The organism is Thalassobacterium maritimum (assembly GCF_031127805.1).
Classification (GTDB): domain Bacteria; phylum Verrucomicrobiota; class Verrucomicrobiia; order Opitutales; family Coraliomargaritaceae; genus Thalassobacterium; species Thalassobacterium maritimum.
Genome location: NZ_JARXHW010000016.1, coordinates 25,274 through 41,375, shown reverse-complemented (window position 1 = coordinate 41,375; position 16,102 = coordinate 25,274). Strand labels below are relative to the sequence as shown.

12 protein-coding genes and 2 tRNA genes are annotated in these 16,102 nt (G+C 50.9%); 2 read left to right on the top strand and 12 right to left on the bottom strand.

Annotated elements, in window-relative coordinates; translation table 11 throughout:
* Positions 1–10: 10 nt before the first annotated feature.
* The 12 genes from rpoB to trhO all read right to left on the bottom strand — a co-directional run bounded on the left by rpoB (position 11) and on the right by trhO (position 11,734).
* Positions 11–3,796, bottom strand: a complete 3,786-nt coding sequence (rpoB, locus tag QEH52_RS08760) for a DNA-directed RNA polymerase subunit beta (protein WP_308949784.1) — start codon at positions 3,794–3,796, stop codon at positions 11–13.
* 165 nt (positions 3,797–3,961) lie between these two features.
* Positions 3,962–4,342: a 50S ribosomal protein L7/L12 gene (gene rplL / locus QEH52_RS08755; protein ID WP_308949783.1), complete on the bottom strand. Its 381-nt coding sequence runs from the start codon at positions 4,340–4,342 to the stop codon at positions 3,962–3,964.
* A 152-nt stretch (positions 4,343–4,494) separates the two neighbouring features.
* The gene (gene rplJ / locus QEH52_RS08750) at positions 4,495–5,013 is read right to left on the bottom strand and encodes a 50S ribosomal protein L10 (protein WP_308949781.1); all 519 of its coding nucleotides are present in this window, start codon (positions 5,011–5,013) and stop codon (positions 4,495–4,497) included.
* A gap of 15 nt (positions 5,014–5,028) precedes the next feature.
* Positions 5,029–5,733 carry a 50S ribosomal protein L1 gene (rplA, locus tag QEH52_RS08745; protein WP_308949780.1) on the bottom strand — a complete coding sequence of 235 codons (705 nt, stop codon included), beginning with the start codon at positions 5,731–5,733 and terminating at the stop codon, positions 5,029–5,031.
* A 64-nt stretch (positions 5,734–5,797) separates the two neighbouring features.
* Positions 5,798–6,223: a 50S ribosomal protein L11 gene (gene rplK / locus QEH52_RS08740; protein ID WP_308949779.1), complete on the bottom strand. Its 426-nt coding sequence runs from the start codon at positions 6,221–6,223 to the stop codon at positions 5,798–5,800.
* A 6-nt stretch (positions 6,224–6,229) separates the two neighbouring features.
* On the bottom strand, positions 6,230–6,808 hold the full coding sequence (gene nusG / locus QEH52_RS08735; RefSeq protein WP_308949778.1) for a transcription termination/antitermination protein NusG: 579 nt from the start codon (positions 6,806–6,808) through the stop codon (positions 6,230–6,232).
* A 141-nt stretch (positions 6,809–6,949) separates the two neighbouring features.
* Complete coding sequence (gene secE / locus QEH52_RS08730) at positions 6,950–7,153, bottom strand: preprotein translocase subunit SecE (protein ID WP_308949777.1); 204 nt, start codon at positions 7,151–7,153, stop codon at positions 6,950–6,952.
* A gap of 11 nt (positions 7,154–7,164) precedes the next feature.
* A tRNA-Trp gene (locus QEH52_RS08725) sits at positions 7,165–7,240 on the bottom strand.
* Between the two features lie 94 nt (positions 7,241–7,334).
* Positions 7,335–8,525, bottom strand: coding sequence for an elongation factor Tu (tuf, locus tag QEH52_RS08720; RefSeq protein ID WP_308949775.1), 1,191 nt, complete (start codon positions 8,523–8,525; stop codon positions 7,335–7,337).
* A gap of 58 nt (positions 8,526–8,583) precedes the next feature.
* Positions 8,584–8,658, bottom strand: a tRNA-Thr gene (locus tag QEH52_RS08715).
* A gap of 186 nt (positions 8,659–8,844) precedes the next feature.
* A complete protein-coding gene (locus QEH52_RS08710) occupies positions 8,845–10,755 on the bottom strand; it encodes a TonB-dependent receptor domain-containing protein (protein ID WP_308949774.1) in 1,911 nt (636 codons plus the stop codon).
* A gap of 142 nt (positions 10,756–10,897) precedes the next feature.
* Positions 10,898–11,734 carry an oxygen-dependent tRNA uridine(34) hydroxylase TrhO gene (gene trhO, locus QEH52_RS08705; protein ID WP_308949773.1) on the bottom strand — a complete coding sequence of 279 codons (837 nt, stop codon included), beginning with the start codon at positions 11,732–11,734 and terminating at the stop codon, positions 10,898–10,900.
* A gap of 228 nt (positions 11,735–11,962) precedes the next feature.
* Between trhO and QEH52_RS08700 the strand changes: the two genes are divergently transcribed.
* Both QEH52_RS08700 and QEH52_RS08695 read left to right on the top strand, forming a co-directional pair.
* Positions 11,963–14,146 carry an ABC transporter substrate-binding protein gene (locus QEH52_RS08700; protein ID WP_308949771.1) on the top strand — a complete coding sequence of 728 codons (2,184 nt, stop codon included), beginning with the start codon at positions 11,963–11,965 and terminating at the stop codon, positions 14,144–14,146.
* A 150-nt stretch (positions 14,147–14,296) separates the two neighbouring features.
* Complete coding sequence (locus tag QEH52_RS08695) at positions 14,297–15,913, top strand: DEAD/DEAH box helicase (RefSeq protein ID WP_308949770.1); 1,617 nt, start codon at positions 14,297–14,299, stop codon at positions 15,911–15,913.
* Positions 15,914–16,102 lie beyond the last annotated feature (189 nt).

The window sequence follows — 16,102 nt, the reverse complement described above, 5'->3', positions numbered from 1 at the left end:
ATGGCGCCCTTTAGACGTCGATCGCGGTGTCGAGCTCGAACTTCCCTTCGGTGCCGAGTCGAACATCGAGACAGAGACTTTGGATTTCCTTCATCAAAACGTTGAACGACTGAGGCGTTCCCGCTTGTAGACTGTTGTCACCCTTAACGAGCGATTCGTAGATGCGTGTGCGGCCTGCAACATCGTCGGACTTGACGGTGAGCAGCTCCTGTAGCGTATAGGCTGCGCCATACGCTTCGAGCGCCCAAACTTCCATCTCCCCGAAACGTTGACCACCATACTGTGCCTTACCACCGAGCGGCTGCTGGGTAATGAGCGAGTATGGACCCACTGCACGAGCGTGAATCTTCGAAGCAACCAAGTGATTGAGCTTCAACATATACATGTAGCCAACCACGACCTCTTGGTGGAGTGCTTCACCGGTCTGACCATCGTAAAGAATGCTCTTACCAGTGGAAGGAAGACCTGCTTCCTCAAGGTACTGACGCACCTTAGCTTCAGAAATACCATCGAACACAGGAGTCGCTACCTTGATGCCGAGCTTCTTACATGCCCAACCGAGGTGAGTCTCCAAGACCTGTCCCACGTTCATACGAGAGGGAACCCCGAGAGGATTCAAGCAGATCTCGATTGGAGTGCCGTCTGGAAGGTGTGGCATGTCCTCTTCAGGTACCACTTTCGCGACCACACCCTTATTACCGTGACGACCGGCCATCTTATCACCGACCTGCATCTTACGCTTCTTAGCGATGTAGACTTTAACACTCTTGACCACACCTTGATCCGCATCTTCGCCGGACTGGACGCCCTCGATTTTACGTTCACGATCGTAATCAAGCTCATCAAACTTACCTTGGTAATTGCTGACGATCTCCATGATCTTGATCTTAACCGGTGAAGGATCGATCTCGATGTCTTTGGAGACGGCTGCCAAGCGGCGGAGCAAAGTCTTAGTGATCTTGCGATTCGCAGGAATGATAATTTCACCAGATTCGCCGTTCTTCACATCCAGTGGGATCTTTTCACCAAGTAGGATGTTAGAAAGCGCCTCTGTGAGATCTTCGCGAAGCTTATCGCTTTGTGAGCGGTATTCTTCGTTGATCTTCTTCACCTGACGGCGGCGATCGGAAGCAGACATTTGCTCAGGCTCACCATCAACGCGGGCAGAGACTTTGACGTCCATGATGATACCACGCACGCCGGATGGGACGACCAAAGAGGTGTCCTTCACATCGGCAGCCTTCTCACCGAAAATCGCACGGAGGAGTTTTTCTTCAGGAGCGAGCTCAGTTTCAGACTTAGGAGTGATCTTACCGACGAGGATATCGCCAGGCTTGACCTCTGCACCCACGCGGATGACACCGTCGTGGTTCAAGTCCTTGAGTGCTTCTTCACCGACGTTTGGAATATCACGAGTGATTTCTTCCGGTCCGAGCTTGGTATCACGTGCAGTGACTTCGAACTCGTCGACGTGAATCGAGGTAAAGATGTCGTCCTTGACGATCTTTTCAGAGATCAGGATCGCATCCTCGAAGTTATACCCATTCCATGGCATGAAGGCCACGAGGATGTTACGCCCGATTGCGAGTTCGCCGTCTTGAGTGGAAGCACCATCCGCAAGGATGTCGCCCTTCTTCACAGGCTGACCGCGATGAACGATTGGCTTTTGGTTGAAGCATGTGCCCGCATTGGAGCGCATGAACTTACGCAAATCGTAGATGTAAATACCCTTCTTAGGATCTGTCTTGAAGTCTTTAGGCTTGCTAGGCAGCTCACCGTCAGCAGTCAGCACGATACGGTTGGCATCGACTTGAGCAATGATGCCGTCGATATCGGCGACTTCAACTGTCTTCGAGTCAATCGCAACGCGCTCTTCAATACCCGTGCCCACGAATGGGGAGTCGGACTGAAGAAGAGGCACACCTTGACGTTGCATATTCGATCCCATGAGCGCGCGATTGGCATCATCGTGCTCGAGGAACGGAATCAAGCCTGCAGCCACGGAAATCAATTGCTTCGGCGAGACGTCCATGTAGTGAACTTCTTCCGGGCTAAGCTCGAGCACCTCGTCTTGGTTACGGCAAGTCACGCGACCGACCAGATTGCTATTCTCATCCAACTCAGAGTTGGCCTGCGCAATCATGTACGGCTCTTCTTGGTCAGCGTTGAGGTATTCGACATCTTCGAGCACCTTGCCATCGACGACCTTGCGGTAAGGCGTCTCGATGAAACCAAACTCGTTAATGCGCGAGTAGAGGGAAAGCGAATTAATCAGACCAATGTTGGGACCTTCAGGAGTCTCAATCGGGCAGATACGACCGTAGTGAGATGGGTGAACGTCACGCACCTCAAAACCGGCACGCTCACGATTCAGACCACCGGGTCCGAGTGCAGAGAGACGACGTTTGTGAGTCAGTTCGGCCAAAGGATTAATTTGGTCCATGAACTGAGACAGCTGACTGCGAGCGAAGAAATCGCGGATCACAGTGCTGAGTGCCTTCGGGTTGATCAGCTTCTGAGGGCTGATCGAATCGACGCTTTGATCGTAGAGAGTCATGCGCTCTTTAACCAGACGCTCTGTACGAGCCAGACCGACACGGCACTGGTTGGCAAGCAACTCACCTACGGTGCGCACGCGACGACTGCCCAAGTGGTCAATATCATCAAGTGTGCCATCACCGCGCTTCAGGCGTGTCAGGTATTTAGTCGCTTCCACCACATCTTCAGCGCCGATCACACGGAACTCAAGATCGGTATCCATCTTAAGCTTTTGATTGAGCTTATAGCGACCGACACGACCCAGGTCATAGCGGCGTGGATCTTGGAAAAGACGCTTCAACAATGCCTTAGCATTGGCAGTTGTGGGGGGCTCACCCGGGCGCAGGCGCTTGTAAATATCTTTGAGCGCTTCTTCTTCGTTCTGGGTAGGATCCTTTTTGAGGCAGCGAATGATCGCGCCGTCATCCACTGTGGTATCGATGGCAACGACCTTCTTAAGGCCAGCCTTTTCGAAAGAGCGGATGATCGTCTTTGTAAGCGGCTCAAAAGCACGTGCCAACACGATCCCCTTGTCCGCATCCACGATATCTTCTGTCAAGACCAGGTTCGATACAGAGTCGAGCTTGAGCGCATCGGCTACTGTGATCTCATCCATCTCGTAGAAGAGGTTCAAGATATCTGCATCCGAGCCGTAGCCCATCGCACGCAGCAAAGTAGTGAGTAGGAATTTACGACGACGGCGACGGCGGTCGAGGTAGACATAAAGGAGGTCGTTTTGGTCGAACTGAACTTCAAGCCATGTGCCGCGGTCAGGAATGATACGGAAGGCGTGCAAGATCTTACCCGAGGTGTGAACGCTTTCTTCAAAAGCGATACCAGGCGAACGGTGCAGCTGGCTGACGATGACGCGCTCAGCGCCATTGATGATGAACGAGCCACGCTCGGACACCATGGGTAGCTCACCCATGTAAATTTCTTCGTCTTTGATGTGGTCCTCTTCGCGCAGGCGAAGTTTCACATAAAGCGATACAGAATATGTGACACCCTCGCGGATCGCTTCGATCTCAGTCTCGCGAGGCGGTGTAACACTATAGCTCACATATTCAAGGTGGCAGCGGCTATCGTAACTTTCGATCGGGAAGACTTCTGAAAAGACGGCTTCGAGGCCGACGGTCTTCCGTTGGCTGGGAGCCGCGTCCATTTGTAAGAATTCCTTATAGGAATCGACCTGATTTTCAATCAGATTGGGTGGCTGGATAACTTCCTTGAGTTGACCGAAATTTAAGCGCTTTGACATAATGGATGTCCCGAGTGACGGTGTATAATGAGTGTGTTCTGAGAGGTTGCTGAGTGGGACTCAGCGGAAAAGCAAAAAACAGCTAGGCGCGACTCACCCGATTTGGGTGAGCCCACCTAACTGTGAAATTTTGTAACTATTGAATATAATTCGGAGTTCCCGTGATTACTTCAATTCGACTTCAGCGCCGGCAGCTTCGAGCTTCTTCTTGATCTCTTCAGCTTCGTCCTTTGTGCAGCCTTCCTTGATTGGCTTAGGTGCACCTTCGACGAGGTCCTTAGCTTCCTTCAGGCCAAGACCTGTGATAGCGCGGACTTCCTTAATCGAAGCGATCTTGTTAGAGCCAGCAGCCTTGAAGATGACGTCAAATTCGTCTTTTTCTTCAACAGCTTCAGCAGCAGCAGCGGGTCCAGCTGCAGCAACAGCTACAGGAGCTGCAGCGCTAACGCCCCACTTCTCTTCGAGTTCTTTAACGAGATCAGCAACTTCGAGCACTGTTTGTGCGGAGAGCCATTCGACGACTTGTTCTTTAGTGATATCTGCCATGATGTTTTACCTTTCAATGGTTAGCACCCCGAGAGTCGGAGTATTTAAAGGGAGTATCCCTCTAACCTTATTTTTATATGGTTGTTTTTGTGAATTAGGCCGCCACCCCACAAATTGCGAGAAGTGACGGCCTAAAAATTTGTGGATAACGATTACTCGCCGTTTTCTTTGCGAACTTTGGCTTGCAATACATTGACGAGGCCTTGCGGCACAGCGTTGATGACGCGGACGAATCCAGTCGCAGGCTGTGTAAGTAGGCCGAGAAGTTGTGCGCGAAGCACTTCGAGACCTGGCAGCTTTGCAAGGGCTTCGATTTCTTCTTTTGTGAGTGCGCGCTCATTCAAGATGCCCGCCTTCATTTCGACCTTGTCCTTCTTCTTGAAGAACTCACCGATCACCTTAGCGACACCCGATGGGTTATCACCGCCAACGACGATCGCGGTTTGTCCCTTAAGATACTCACCTAAGTCAGGAAGCTCCTGTGCCGCTGCAGCAACACCGAAGATACTGTTCTTGATGACGTGAAACTCTGCATCAAATTCGGAAAGTTGAGCACGAAGCTCAGCAATTTCATCAACAGTGATGCGTTCGTAGTTCGTAAGGTATACGTAGTCGGACTTGTTAAGGTGATTGCTCACCTCTTCAACGAGATATTGTTTTTCTGGTCTCATGTTATGTGTCCTTGTTTAAGCTTTGTTGTATGCAGCTACGTCCACAGCGAGCCCGGGGCTCATTGTAGAGCTCAAAGCAAGACTCTTAATGTATTTGCCAGTGCTTGCCTTCGGACGCGCCTCGATCAGCGCATTGACTGCAGCAACTGCATTTTCTGCCAATTGCTCCGGCGAGAAAGAACGCTTACCAACCACGATGGCGACGTTTGCAGTCTTATCCATCTTGAATTCGACACGACCTGCCTTGACCTGCTTGATACCTTCGACGATATCGTCAGTCACTGTGCCGGACTTAGGATTCGGCATAAGGCCACGGGGTCCCAACACACGAGCGACCTTACGGACGCTTTTCATAGCGCTGGTTGTGGAAATTGCGACATCAAAATCGGTCCAACCGCCAGTGACCTTTTCGATCAGTTCATCGAGGCCTGCTTCGTCCGCACCAGCGGCCTTAGCTTCTTCTGGGTTTTCGGTGAAAACGATCACGCGCACTGTTTTACCGCTACCGTGAGGGAGCTGGAGAGTGCCACGAACCATTTGATCACTCTTGCGAGGATCAACCGTGAGATGGGCATAAATTTCGACGGTTTCGTCGAACTTAGCCTTAGGTAGTTTGTTTAGTAACGCAGACGCTTCTTCGACCGAGTAAGTCTTCGTAAGATCAGCCATTTCGACTGCGCTACGATAGCGTTTGCTTCCCTTAATTTGCTGGGTTGCCATTGTTATATCTCTTTTGTGGTTATAGTGTCCATCTACATGATGGGCACGTAAATTCGTTTCAGACCTAGCCGACGACTTCAAGCCCCATGGAGCGTGCAGTACCAGCGATAATGTTGAAAGCAGCCTCTTCGTTTTTAGCATTGAGGTCGTTCTTCTTGATCTCGCAGATTTCGAGCACTTGTGCACGAGTGACCTGGCCGACCCTATCTTTATTAGGCACACCAGATCCCTTTGCGATACCAGCAGCCTTCTTCAAAAGAATCGCAGCCGGTGGCGACTTAAGGATAAAACTGAAAGAACGGTCTGCGTAGACAGTGATCACACAAGGCAAAATCATGCCTGCTTGATCCTTAGTCTTCGCATTGAATTCCTTACAGAACCCCATGATATTAACACCTTGAGCACCAAGAGCGGGTCCAACGGGAGGTGCTGGATTTGCGGCGCCTGCTGGCAATTGGAGACGGATTTGTCCTGTGATTTTCTTAGACATGTCGGATTAGCTTTCTTCTGTTCTCTGGACTTGCCAGTATTCAAGTTCAACAGGCGTGAAACGCCCGAAAATAGATACGGAAACCTTAAGTTTGCCCCGGTCTGGGTCGATTTCCTCAATTTTGCCAACGAGATTCGCAAAGGGACCATCGTTAACTTTGACCATTTCACCGATATCATACTCGATCTTCGGCTTTTCTTTACCTTCGGCATCTTCGACCTGACTGAGAATGCGATCAATCTCGCTTTTCTTCAACGGCGTCGGGTGGTCGCCTCCGACAAAATTAATAACACCGTGGCCTTCACGGACAAAATACCAAGGCTTTTGCAACAACTTGCCATCATCGTCGTAAAGACGCATGTTGACGAAAATATAGCCGGGGTAAAATTTACGAGTCTTGGTGCTTTTCTTACCGGCCTTGACCTCAGTCACAGTCTCGGTAGGCATGAGCACGTCAAAGACGAACTCCTCCATCTCCTCAACAGCGATGAACTTATCAAGATATTTCTTTGCCTTACCCTCTTGATTCGAAAGGGTCTGAACAGCATACCAGCGTGGGCCTGTGATGGAAGAGGAATCTGACATTATAGAGTCTAAGACGGGAAGATGAAGCCGCGTGCGGCAGAATAACTAAAAGTGTAAAATCGAAAAGAGCGCTCAACTGGCGCGAATGGCTGAAGCACTCAAAGGACCAAGCAGTCCGGAGCCCCCGAGCCGCTGGCTCTACTAGCGCACCCAAGAGGTGAGCAATTCGACACCATTCATAAGCGAGAAGTCGATCAATGCGACATAAGAGCCAAGGATGACAGTGGCGATCAAAACGACACAGGTCGAATCACGCAGCTCAATCTTGGAGGGCCAAGAGGCTTTCTTCAGCTCTGTCAAAGTCTCCTTATAAAAGAGACGGATGCTTGTGAATGGATTTTTCATGAATTATAAAATGGCAGGAGAGGAGGGACTCGAACCCACAACTTACGGTTTTGGAGACCGTTGCTCTACCAATTGAACTACTCTCCTGTAATAGGTATACCTGTATTCTACAAAATAACAGTGAAGCCGAGGGCCCATGGAGAGCCCTCGGCAAAAACTGGAACTATAAAGTCGAAGCGATCTACTTGATCACTTCAGCGATACGACCGGCACCAATTGTGCGGCCACCCTCGCGAATAGCGAAACGCTGTCCGGCTTCCATAGCGATCTTCTTACCGAGTTCGATTTCGACTGTAAGATTGTCGCCAGGCATAACCATCTCAACACCCTCTGGGCACTTGATGATACCAGTAACGTCAGCTGTTCCGAAGAAGAACTGTGGACGGTAGCCATCGAAGAAAGGAGTGTGACGGCCACCTTCATCCTTAGAAAGGACGTAAAGCTCAGCCTTAGCAGTTGTGTGAGGAGTGATCGAACCAGGCTTAGCAATAACTTGGCCACGCTCGATAGCGTCCTTATCGATACCACGAAGAAGGATACCAACATTGTCGCCGGCCATACCTTGATCGAGTTGCTTACGGAACATTTCAACACCAGTAACAGTTGTCTTCTGAGTGTCGCCCATACCGACGATTTCGATTTCTTCACCAACCTTAACAACACCACGCTCGATACGGCCAGTCGCTACTGTGCCACGACCTGTGATGGAGAAAACGTCTTCAACAGACATAAGGAGAGGCTTGTCGATTTCGCGAGCAGGCTCAGCGATATCGTTGTCAATTGCATCCATAAGCGCAGTGATTGCATCAGCACCACCTGGCTTGTCCTCAAGAGCAGCTGTTGCGGAACCACGAACAATTGTGATATCATCGCCAGGATACTCATACTTGGAAAGAAGATCACGCACTTCCATCTCAACAAGCTCAAGAAGCTCTTCGTCATCAAGAAGGTCAACTTTGTTGAGCCATACAACGATTGTTGGAACACCAACCTGACGAGCCAAAAGGATGTGCTCGCGAGTTTGTGGCATAGGGCCATCTGCAGCGGAAACAACAAGAATTGCACCGTCCATTTGAGCGGCACCAGTAATCATGTTCTTAACGAAGTCAGCGTGACCTGGGCAGTCAACGTGTGCATAGTGGCGAGTCGGAGTTTCATACTCAACGTGTGCCACAGCGATAGTCACTGTCTTAGTCGCGTCACGAACAGTACCACCCTTAGCAATATCAGCATAAGACTTGAACTGAGCCAAGCCCTTGTCTGCTTGAACCTTCAGGATCGCAGTAGTTGTAGTTGTCTTGCCATGGTCAATGTGACCGATAGTGCCGACATTGACGTGTGGTTTTGTTCTTTCGAATGTTTCCTTAGCCATGATTGATGTTATTTAGTGTTGAGAGATTGTTTACTTGAGTTGCTTGTTAATTCCGAAATGGAGCCCTCGAGCGGGATCGAACCGCCGACCTCATCCTTACCAAGGATGCGCTCTACCACTGAGCTACAAGGGCACATCGCAAATGATGATTTAGATTGTAAAGAGCCGGAGATCCAAAACACAGAAGGGTTGAATTTTGGAAAGCCCGCGAAAGTGCCCCCCGTCCCCTACTCAGTCAATACTTAATTCAAAAAAATACTGCACTTTAAAAGCTACTGTATTCCAGTAAGATCAGGGGGCCTGAACGCGCGCGCACGGGCTAGAACTCGTAAGTCAGACCAAGTGAGACTTCGCGACCAACCTCGGGAAAAAATGTCCCAAATGAGCTGTGGTCGTAATAGAACTTATCAAAGACATTGGCGATGGTCAAATTCACAGTCAGCCCCTCAACTTGACTCGGCTTCCAGCGCGCAAAGGCATCATGCACGACATATGAGCCCTTAGTCCTGCCATCATCGACTGTGGATTCGACATAGTCCACGCGCCAGCCAACCGTTAAACCAATTTGATGAAAGCCATATTCGGCACTACTGAACCAAGAGCGACCGATCTTAGCGTTTAGCAGTGTCGTGGAATCAGCGTCTGTACCATTGAAGAAATATGTTTCTGGATCATTCTCTGTCACACCCGCTCGGAAGCTCCAATGATCGTATCTTGCGCCCAGCATAATTTCGTATCCGTCGTTCTCATAATCCGCCGAATTTGTGATATCGGCGCTCTTACTATTCGTATTGAGCACATCATCGATCTTGAACTGATAGACACTGGCACCCAGATAGTAATGCCCAAAACTGTATTCTGCACTGAACTCTAGATTACGTGAAGTCTCATAATCCACCGCAGGATCGACCGACACACCATTAAGTATCGGCTGGTTGGGCTGATACCCGCGAATCGCCTCTGCGTAACTCGCGCTCAACTCAAGACCTTCCACCGGCTTCAAGATAGCCGTCACATTAGGACTGAGCCCATTTTGGTCGACATCCGTGCCATCGTAGGCCTCGGCTGCATAGCGATCCCAGCGGGCACCAGCAGAGAGTGTCAACAATTCGGAAACATCCCAGTCCCCCTGAGCATAGAGGCCAATCACATTGCTCTCAGCTTCCACATCATCCCCCTCGCTCTCGTAAGTATCGTCGCGATAGTCGGTGCCATAAGTCAGCTTTAAAGCTCCGAACACGCTCGTGTTACGCAGATCGTAGCCCACGGATGCAATGCTAAGTTCTTCCCTTCCGGTCGCATTAAGCGAACGTTTAGTATAGTAAGCGTTGGTCTCGATGCTGACCAAGTCATTATTGAAAGGATCGATATCGTAATGTACGTTCAATGTGTCACGGCGCTGCGAATTGACGCTATCACTCGGCGTTGTGTCCTTATTCAGCGCGATACCGCCCGCTCCATCATCCTCTAGGTACTCGTAACTGACAGAAATCGACTGACTCTCAGTAAGATGCCCTGAAGCCTTCAAGAAAGCACTGTCGCGCTCATATTCGGTATTGTAGACTTCATCACCGTTACCATCATCATAATTACCCATGTCGCTATGTCCCAAGGAGACCAAGTAGCTCCAATCATCAGTAATCAAACCGTAGCCCATGATGTTGGCCTTATAGCCTCCTTCGCCAGTCGAGAAAACGGTCCCTTTGACCTGCCCCCCGAAACGCTCGCCCTCACGCAGTAGCTCAAAGCCGTCTTTAGTCTCATAAGCAATGGCACCACCAAGGGCGCCCGCACCACTCAGAGCATTGCCCGTTCCAGCGCTCACATTGACGGCCTTGAGCAGCTCAGGCTCAATGGCACCCCCAGTGCCCGCGTGATAAAAGATCGCCCCCACTTGAGGCGCTCCGTCAACAGTCACATTGGCAAGTGTGGCCTGCAAACCGCGGATATAAATATCCTGCGACTGGCTACGCCCCCCCGAGGCAACACTGATCGTATTCTTAAATATATCGTGCAAGTCATTAGCCGACCATTCATCCAAGGTCTCACCACTCACATTGTTCGCAGAATCGAGACTAGTCACAGCCCCTTCCATATGCTCGCCGGTCAAGGTCGCCTCCTTGATCTCTGCAGTAACAGCTTCCTCAGCCATCGTGTTGAGCGAAAATGCGAGCACCGCGAATAGAGCAGCACAGCTTTTATTACTTAGAATTCGAGTTCTAATATTCATTATCTATTGTCAGTCAGTCATTTATACTCATTGCACACGCACCATCCAGGACCATCGTGCACAGATAGCCGACCATATTAACACAGCCCCGACTGCAAAAACTACTCCGAGACGGAGTAAAAACATCCCAAAACAGAAAACACTAAACAGTATAGGGCTTCTTAAAAATCGCCCCACTGCGCCGACGCTCAGCAATCTTCTCAATTTCATCTTCCGACATACGCTTTGGATGACTGGTTGCCGGGTCAATTTTCCACTTTGCAGGCTTCAAATCATGATCCACAGCGACGCGATAATCAAAAACGAAGCAATCCCCCTCCCAAAGGCTCTGATCCTTAGGCATCTCTTCTAAATAGCGCAAAATCCCCCCCTTCAAGTGGTAGACTTCAGTAAAGCCCTTTTTCTTCAAATAAGCGGTCGAGCGCTCACAACGGATGCCCCCCGTACAATACATGGCGATTTTCTTCCCCTTTTGCGACTCAAGGTGTTCATCTACAAACTTAGCAAACTCTGTAAAATCTCCCGTCTTAGGATTGATGGCTCCTTTGAACTGCCCCACCTCGACCTCGTAGTCGTTACGCGTATCAATCGTAATCACATCGGGATCCATAATGAGATCGTTCCACTCTTCAGGCTCCAAATAGGTCCCCACATCCTCACGCGGATCGGCCCCCTCCTGGCGAAAAGTTACAATCTCAGGCTTCTTTTTGACCTTAAACTTCGGAAAAGGATTAAAGTCCGCATAGGAATACTTCACCTCCATGTCCTCAAAACGAGGATCGGACTTCAGCAAGGCGATCGTCGCATCAATCGCCTCATGCGAGCCAGCGCACGTTGAATTCACTCCCTCCGGCGCAAAGATAAGTGTGCCACGCAAGCCCACTTTTAGACCATGATCCACCATACGCTCCGCCCAGGCATCGCGATCCGGCAGATCAGTAAAATGGTAGAAAGCAGCTATTTTCCAAGATTCGGACATTCTTTGGCATAGTATTCGAACAAGTGACAAATCAAGGGCTTATTTCAAATTGTGTAAAATTTACGACTTCGCGTCCGACGACAATCCCGATCCTTTACTAATAAACCCGCCAAAACGCAATCGAGCGCCCCCTCCACAACAGCTCTAAGCTCTCTGCTCACTGACAAGACGACATCTGCACTTACAGCTTTACATAACCTAAGCTAAAATCAGAGTACCACTTCCATTATGAAAGCCTTCCGGCACGGTTTAATTCTCAGCATACTCGCTTTCTTCACAAGCAACGCAGCCTGCGGCATGGAGAAAGTAAGTTTACAGCTAAAATGGCTGCATCAGTTTCAGTTCGCAGGTTACTATGCAGCCATTGAGCAAGGTTATTACGCAGCTGAAGGACTTGAAGTCCAACTACTGGAAGCGAGCCAGGACAGAAAACCAACCGATGTAGTCCTAGCAGGTGAGGCAGACTTCGGTGTCTCGAGTGCGGACCTGCTACTGATTCAGGCCTCCGAGACTCCCATTCAAGCACTCGCTGCCATATACCAACACTCCCCGAATGCTTTCGCAGCGATCCAAGGAAATGAAATACAAAGCATTCACGACCTCGCAGGTAAGCGCATCATGTTAGAGCCTGGATCCGCGGATCTCATAGCCATGCTTAAAGCGGAGCAAATCGATCTAGAATCCATCCAGTTCATCGATCACACGTTCTCCCCACTCCCACTCCATCATGGTGAAGTGGACGCCATTTCAACCTACATCACCGATGAACCATTCGCGATCCGAGCACTCGGACAGCAACCCCTAATATTCAGCCCACGTAGCGCTGGGATCGATTTTTATAGCGACATCCTATTTACGACCGAAGAATTCTCAAAAAGCAACCCAGACACGGTCGCTGCCTTTAGACGAGCTAGCCTCAAAGGCTGGGACTACGCGCTTAAAAACCCATATTCAATCATCGAGCTGATACTTGAAAAATACCCAACGATCAAAAGCCGCGAAGCACTCGAATACGAAGCACTACGCTCGATCGACCTCATACGCCCAGAAATCATCGAGATCGGCTATATGCACATAGGACGCTGGAAACATATCGCAGAAACTTTCCAAAGCGTCGGAATGATTGACGAGATTCCCGACCTTGAGGCGATGCTATATCGCGATGCTTTACCACTCAGCGAACGCTACCCCCTAAAGCTGATTGGAATTGGCTTGCTCAGTATTCTTAGCCTAGGGCTCATCGCCTGGAAAGAATGGCATGGACGACGACGCCTTGAAGCCGAAATCAAGCGGCGCAAAGTCAGCGACGAACTCCTGTCTGAACGGGAAAATGAATACCAGAACATGTTTGAGGGCGCACCGCTCGCCTTTATAGTATGGGACATCAACCGAACCATCACCCACTGGAATCAAGAAGCTGAACTATTGTTCGGATGGTCGGCTAAAGAGGTCGTAGGCCGACAGAAGATTGACCTCATCGTACCGACGAGCGCGATGCCCATACTCCAGGAAGGCATCAATACCCTCAGACAAGACGGAGTTCGCACTCAAGTAAATGAAAACGTCACCAAAAGCGGACGCCGCATCACCTGCCGCTGGCACAACGTGCCACGTAAAAACCGCGAAGGCGCCATCACTGAATTCCACTCGATCGCTGCAGACATCACACGTGAAGTTAAGCGGGAATTACGCCTCAAACACGACCGCGAGAATGCACTCAGCGCAAGCGAGTCGAAAGACTTCCTCATCGCTCAAACTAGCCACGAGATCCGTAATCCCCTCAACGGAATCATGGGCTTTGCGCAAATGATCCTAAGCGACACCCAAGACGATGAAGTTCGAGAGATGAGCCAAACCATTCTCGACGGTGCTCAAGGTATGCTTGAAATACTAAACGACCTACTCGATAGCGCTAAAATCGAGTCCGGCCAGATGGACGTGACATGGGCAAAGGTTGATCTCGCAGGTGTCCTAAGAAAAGAAGCCAAGCTGTTCAGCCAGTTGATCCGCGAGCAAGGCCTGGATTGCGACATTCACATAGACGAGCAGGTCGCTCCAATCATCTCCGACCAGCGTTGCATTCGGCAAATACTCTCTAACTTAATCAACAACGCACGCAAGTTCACCCAGAGCGGCAGCATCGAGATGCGTCTATCTCAAGTGGACACCGACCAAGTCAGCATACAAATAAAAGACACTGGTATTGGCATGAATGCAGAAACCTTGAAGCGCGTCTTTGAACCCTTCGTGCAAGGCTCTACAACAACGCAGCGCGACTTCGGCGGCACGGGCCTCGGCCTATCATTGACCATGAAACTAGCCGAACTCATTGGCGGCACACTGACTGCAGAAAGTGAACTCGGGCAAGGCAGCACTTTCACATTAACGCTCCCACAAAAGCCTAAAGAATAAAGCTGCTCACATATTTTAATCCTTGTCATCTCCGTTTGAGCTGTCAAAGCCCTGCGCCTCACTACAAGGAAGGCCAATCTAAGAAGGCTGCTTCCACCACGCGCTCAAGTATCGGTAAATATCCGGTCAACGGGCATATTTACAGATATTATGGATACAAAATTCACAGACCTCGGCCTGCGCGCTGAACTCATTGAGAGCATTGAACGCCTCGGCTTCGAATCGCCCTCGCCCATTCAGGCACAAACCATCCCAGTGGCCATGGAAGGCCACGACATCGTCGGTCTCTCGCAGACTGGCTCGGGAAAAACTGCCGCATTCGGCCTGCCTGCACTGAACCTCATCGACATCGATCGCGCCGAAACGCAAGTGCTAGTGCTCTGCCCAACTCGCGAACTCGCCGTGCAAGTCTGCGAAGAAATCCACCGCCTAGCCGCAGCACTCAAGGGCCTAGTCGCCGTGCCCGTATATGGTGGCGCACCTCTTGATCGCCAAATGCGTGCTTTACGCAAAGGCGCCCACATCGTGGTCGGCACCCCTGGCCGCGTAATGGACCACCTCCGACGCAAGACACTCCGCACCGATAGCATCCGTCTCTGCATTCTCGACGAAGCCGACCGTATGCTCGATATGGGCTTCCGTGAGGACATGGAAATCATCCTCGGCGACATGCCGGAAGATCGCCAGACGCTCTTCTTCTCCGCCACAATGAATCGCGCCGTCGAAGGCCTGATCAAAACTTTCAGCCACCAAGCCAAGCAGATTTCGATCGAGCGTAAGTCACTGACCGTCGACACGATTGAACAAACGTATTACGAAGTACGCAATCGCTCAAAGATCGAAGTACTCTGCCGCCTACTCGACCTAGAGACCAACCCGCGCGGCATCGTCTTCTGCAACACCAAGCAAATGGTGGAAGATGCCACCGAAGCGCTCACCGCACGTGGCTACGTGGCCGACCGTATCCATGGGGACATTACACAAGCTAACCGCGAGCGCGTGATCAAGCGCTTCAAAGACGGCTCCGTGGAGCTACTTGTAGCGACCGACGTAGCCGCCCGTGGACTCGACATCGATGACGTCGACATCGTGTTCAACTACGACCTGCCCCACGACCCCGAGGACTATGTCCACCGCATCGGCCGCACCGGTCGCGCCGGACGCTCGGGCAAGTCCGTCACCTTCGTATATGGCCGCGACATCTACCGCCTCGAAACCATCGAGCGCTACACACGCCAGGTCGTTAAGCGTATGCCGATCCCAAGTCTCGAAGACGTTGAAGGGCGCAAGGCAGATAAGGTCTTCAAGCAAGTCCGCAGCACACTCGAAGAAGGAAAATTCAAACGTCACGACGACCTCGTCGACCGCCTATTGGACGCAGGACACACACCGACCGACATCGCCAGCGCACTGTTCGATCTACTCGGCAACGACGAAGGCCGCGAAGGTGAAAAGATCGCTGAAGACAATGAAGCCTTCGATCCCAACCCACCACGCAAGGGAGGCGGCAAAAAAGGCGGTGGCTATAAGAGCGGCGGCGGTTACCGCAAAAAGCACGGCGGAGGCGGCTACCAAAAACGCGGCAACGAACGTGGCGGCGACAACGACCGCAAGTGGAATGATGCCGGCAAGCACAAGAAACCTTTCAAAACCAAAAGCAAAATCGCTGGCGGAAAATTCAAGAAAGCAGAAGGCGGCTCACGTCCCAGCGGTCCAGCAGCTGGTGGCGACAAAAAGCCCGCGCGCCGCTTCAAGCGTCCGGATTAAAGCTTAGGCCGCATCGCCGAAGCGCATCACTCAGCAGAATCAAGGAGCCAAGTGCCCCGAGTCTCCCTGCAGTGAGCGCTTCGGTTTTTTTGTGCCTAGATCTAAAGCTTCAACATTCAACTCGCAGTCGCAATGGCGTGCCACAGAAAATTTAGCCTCAAGCGCAGGCCACCTAACTTCAAGCGCGTC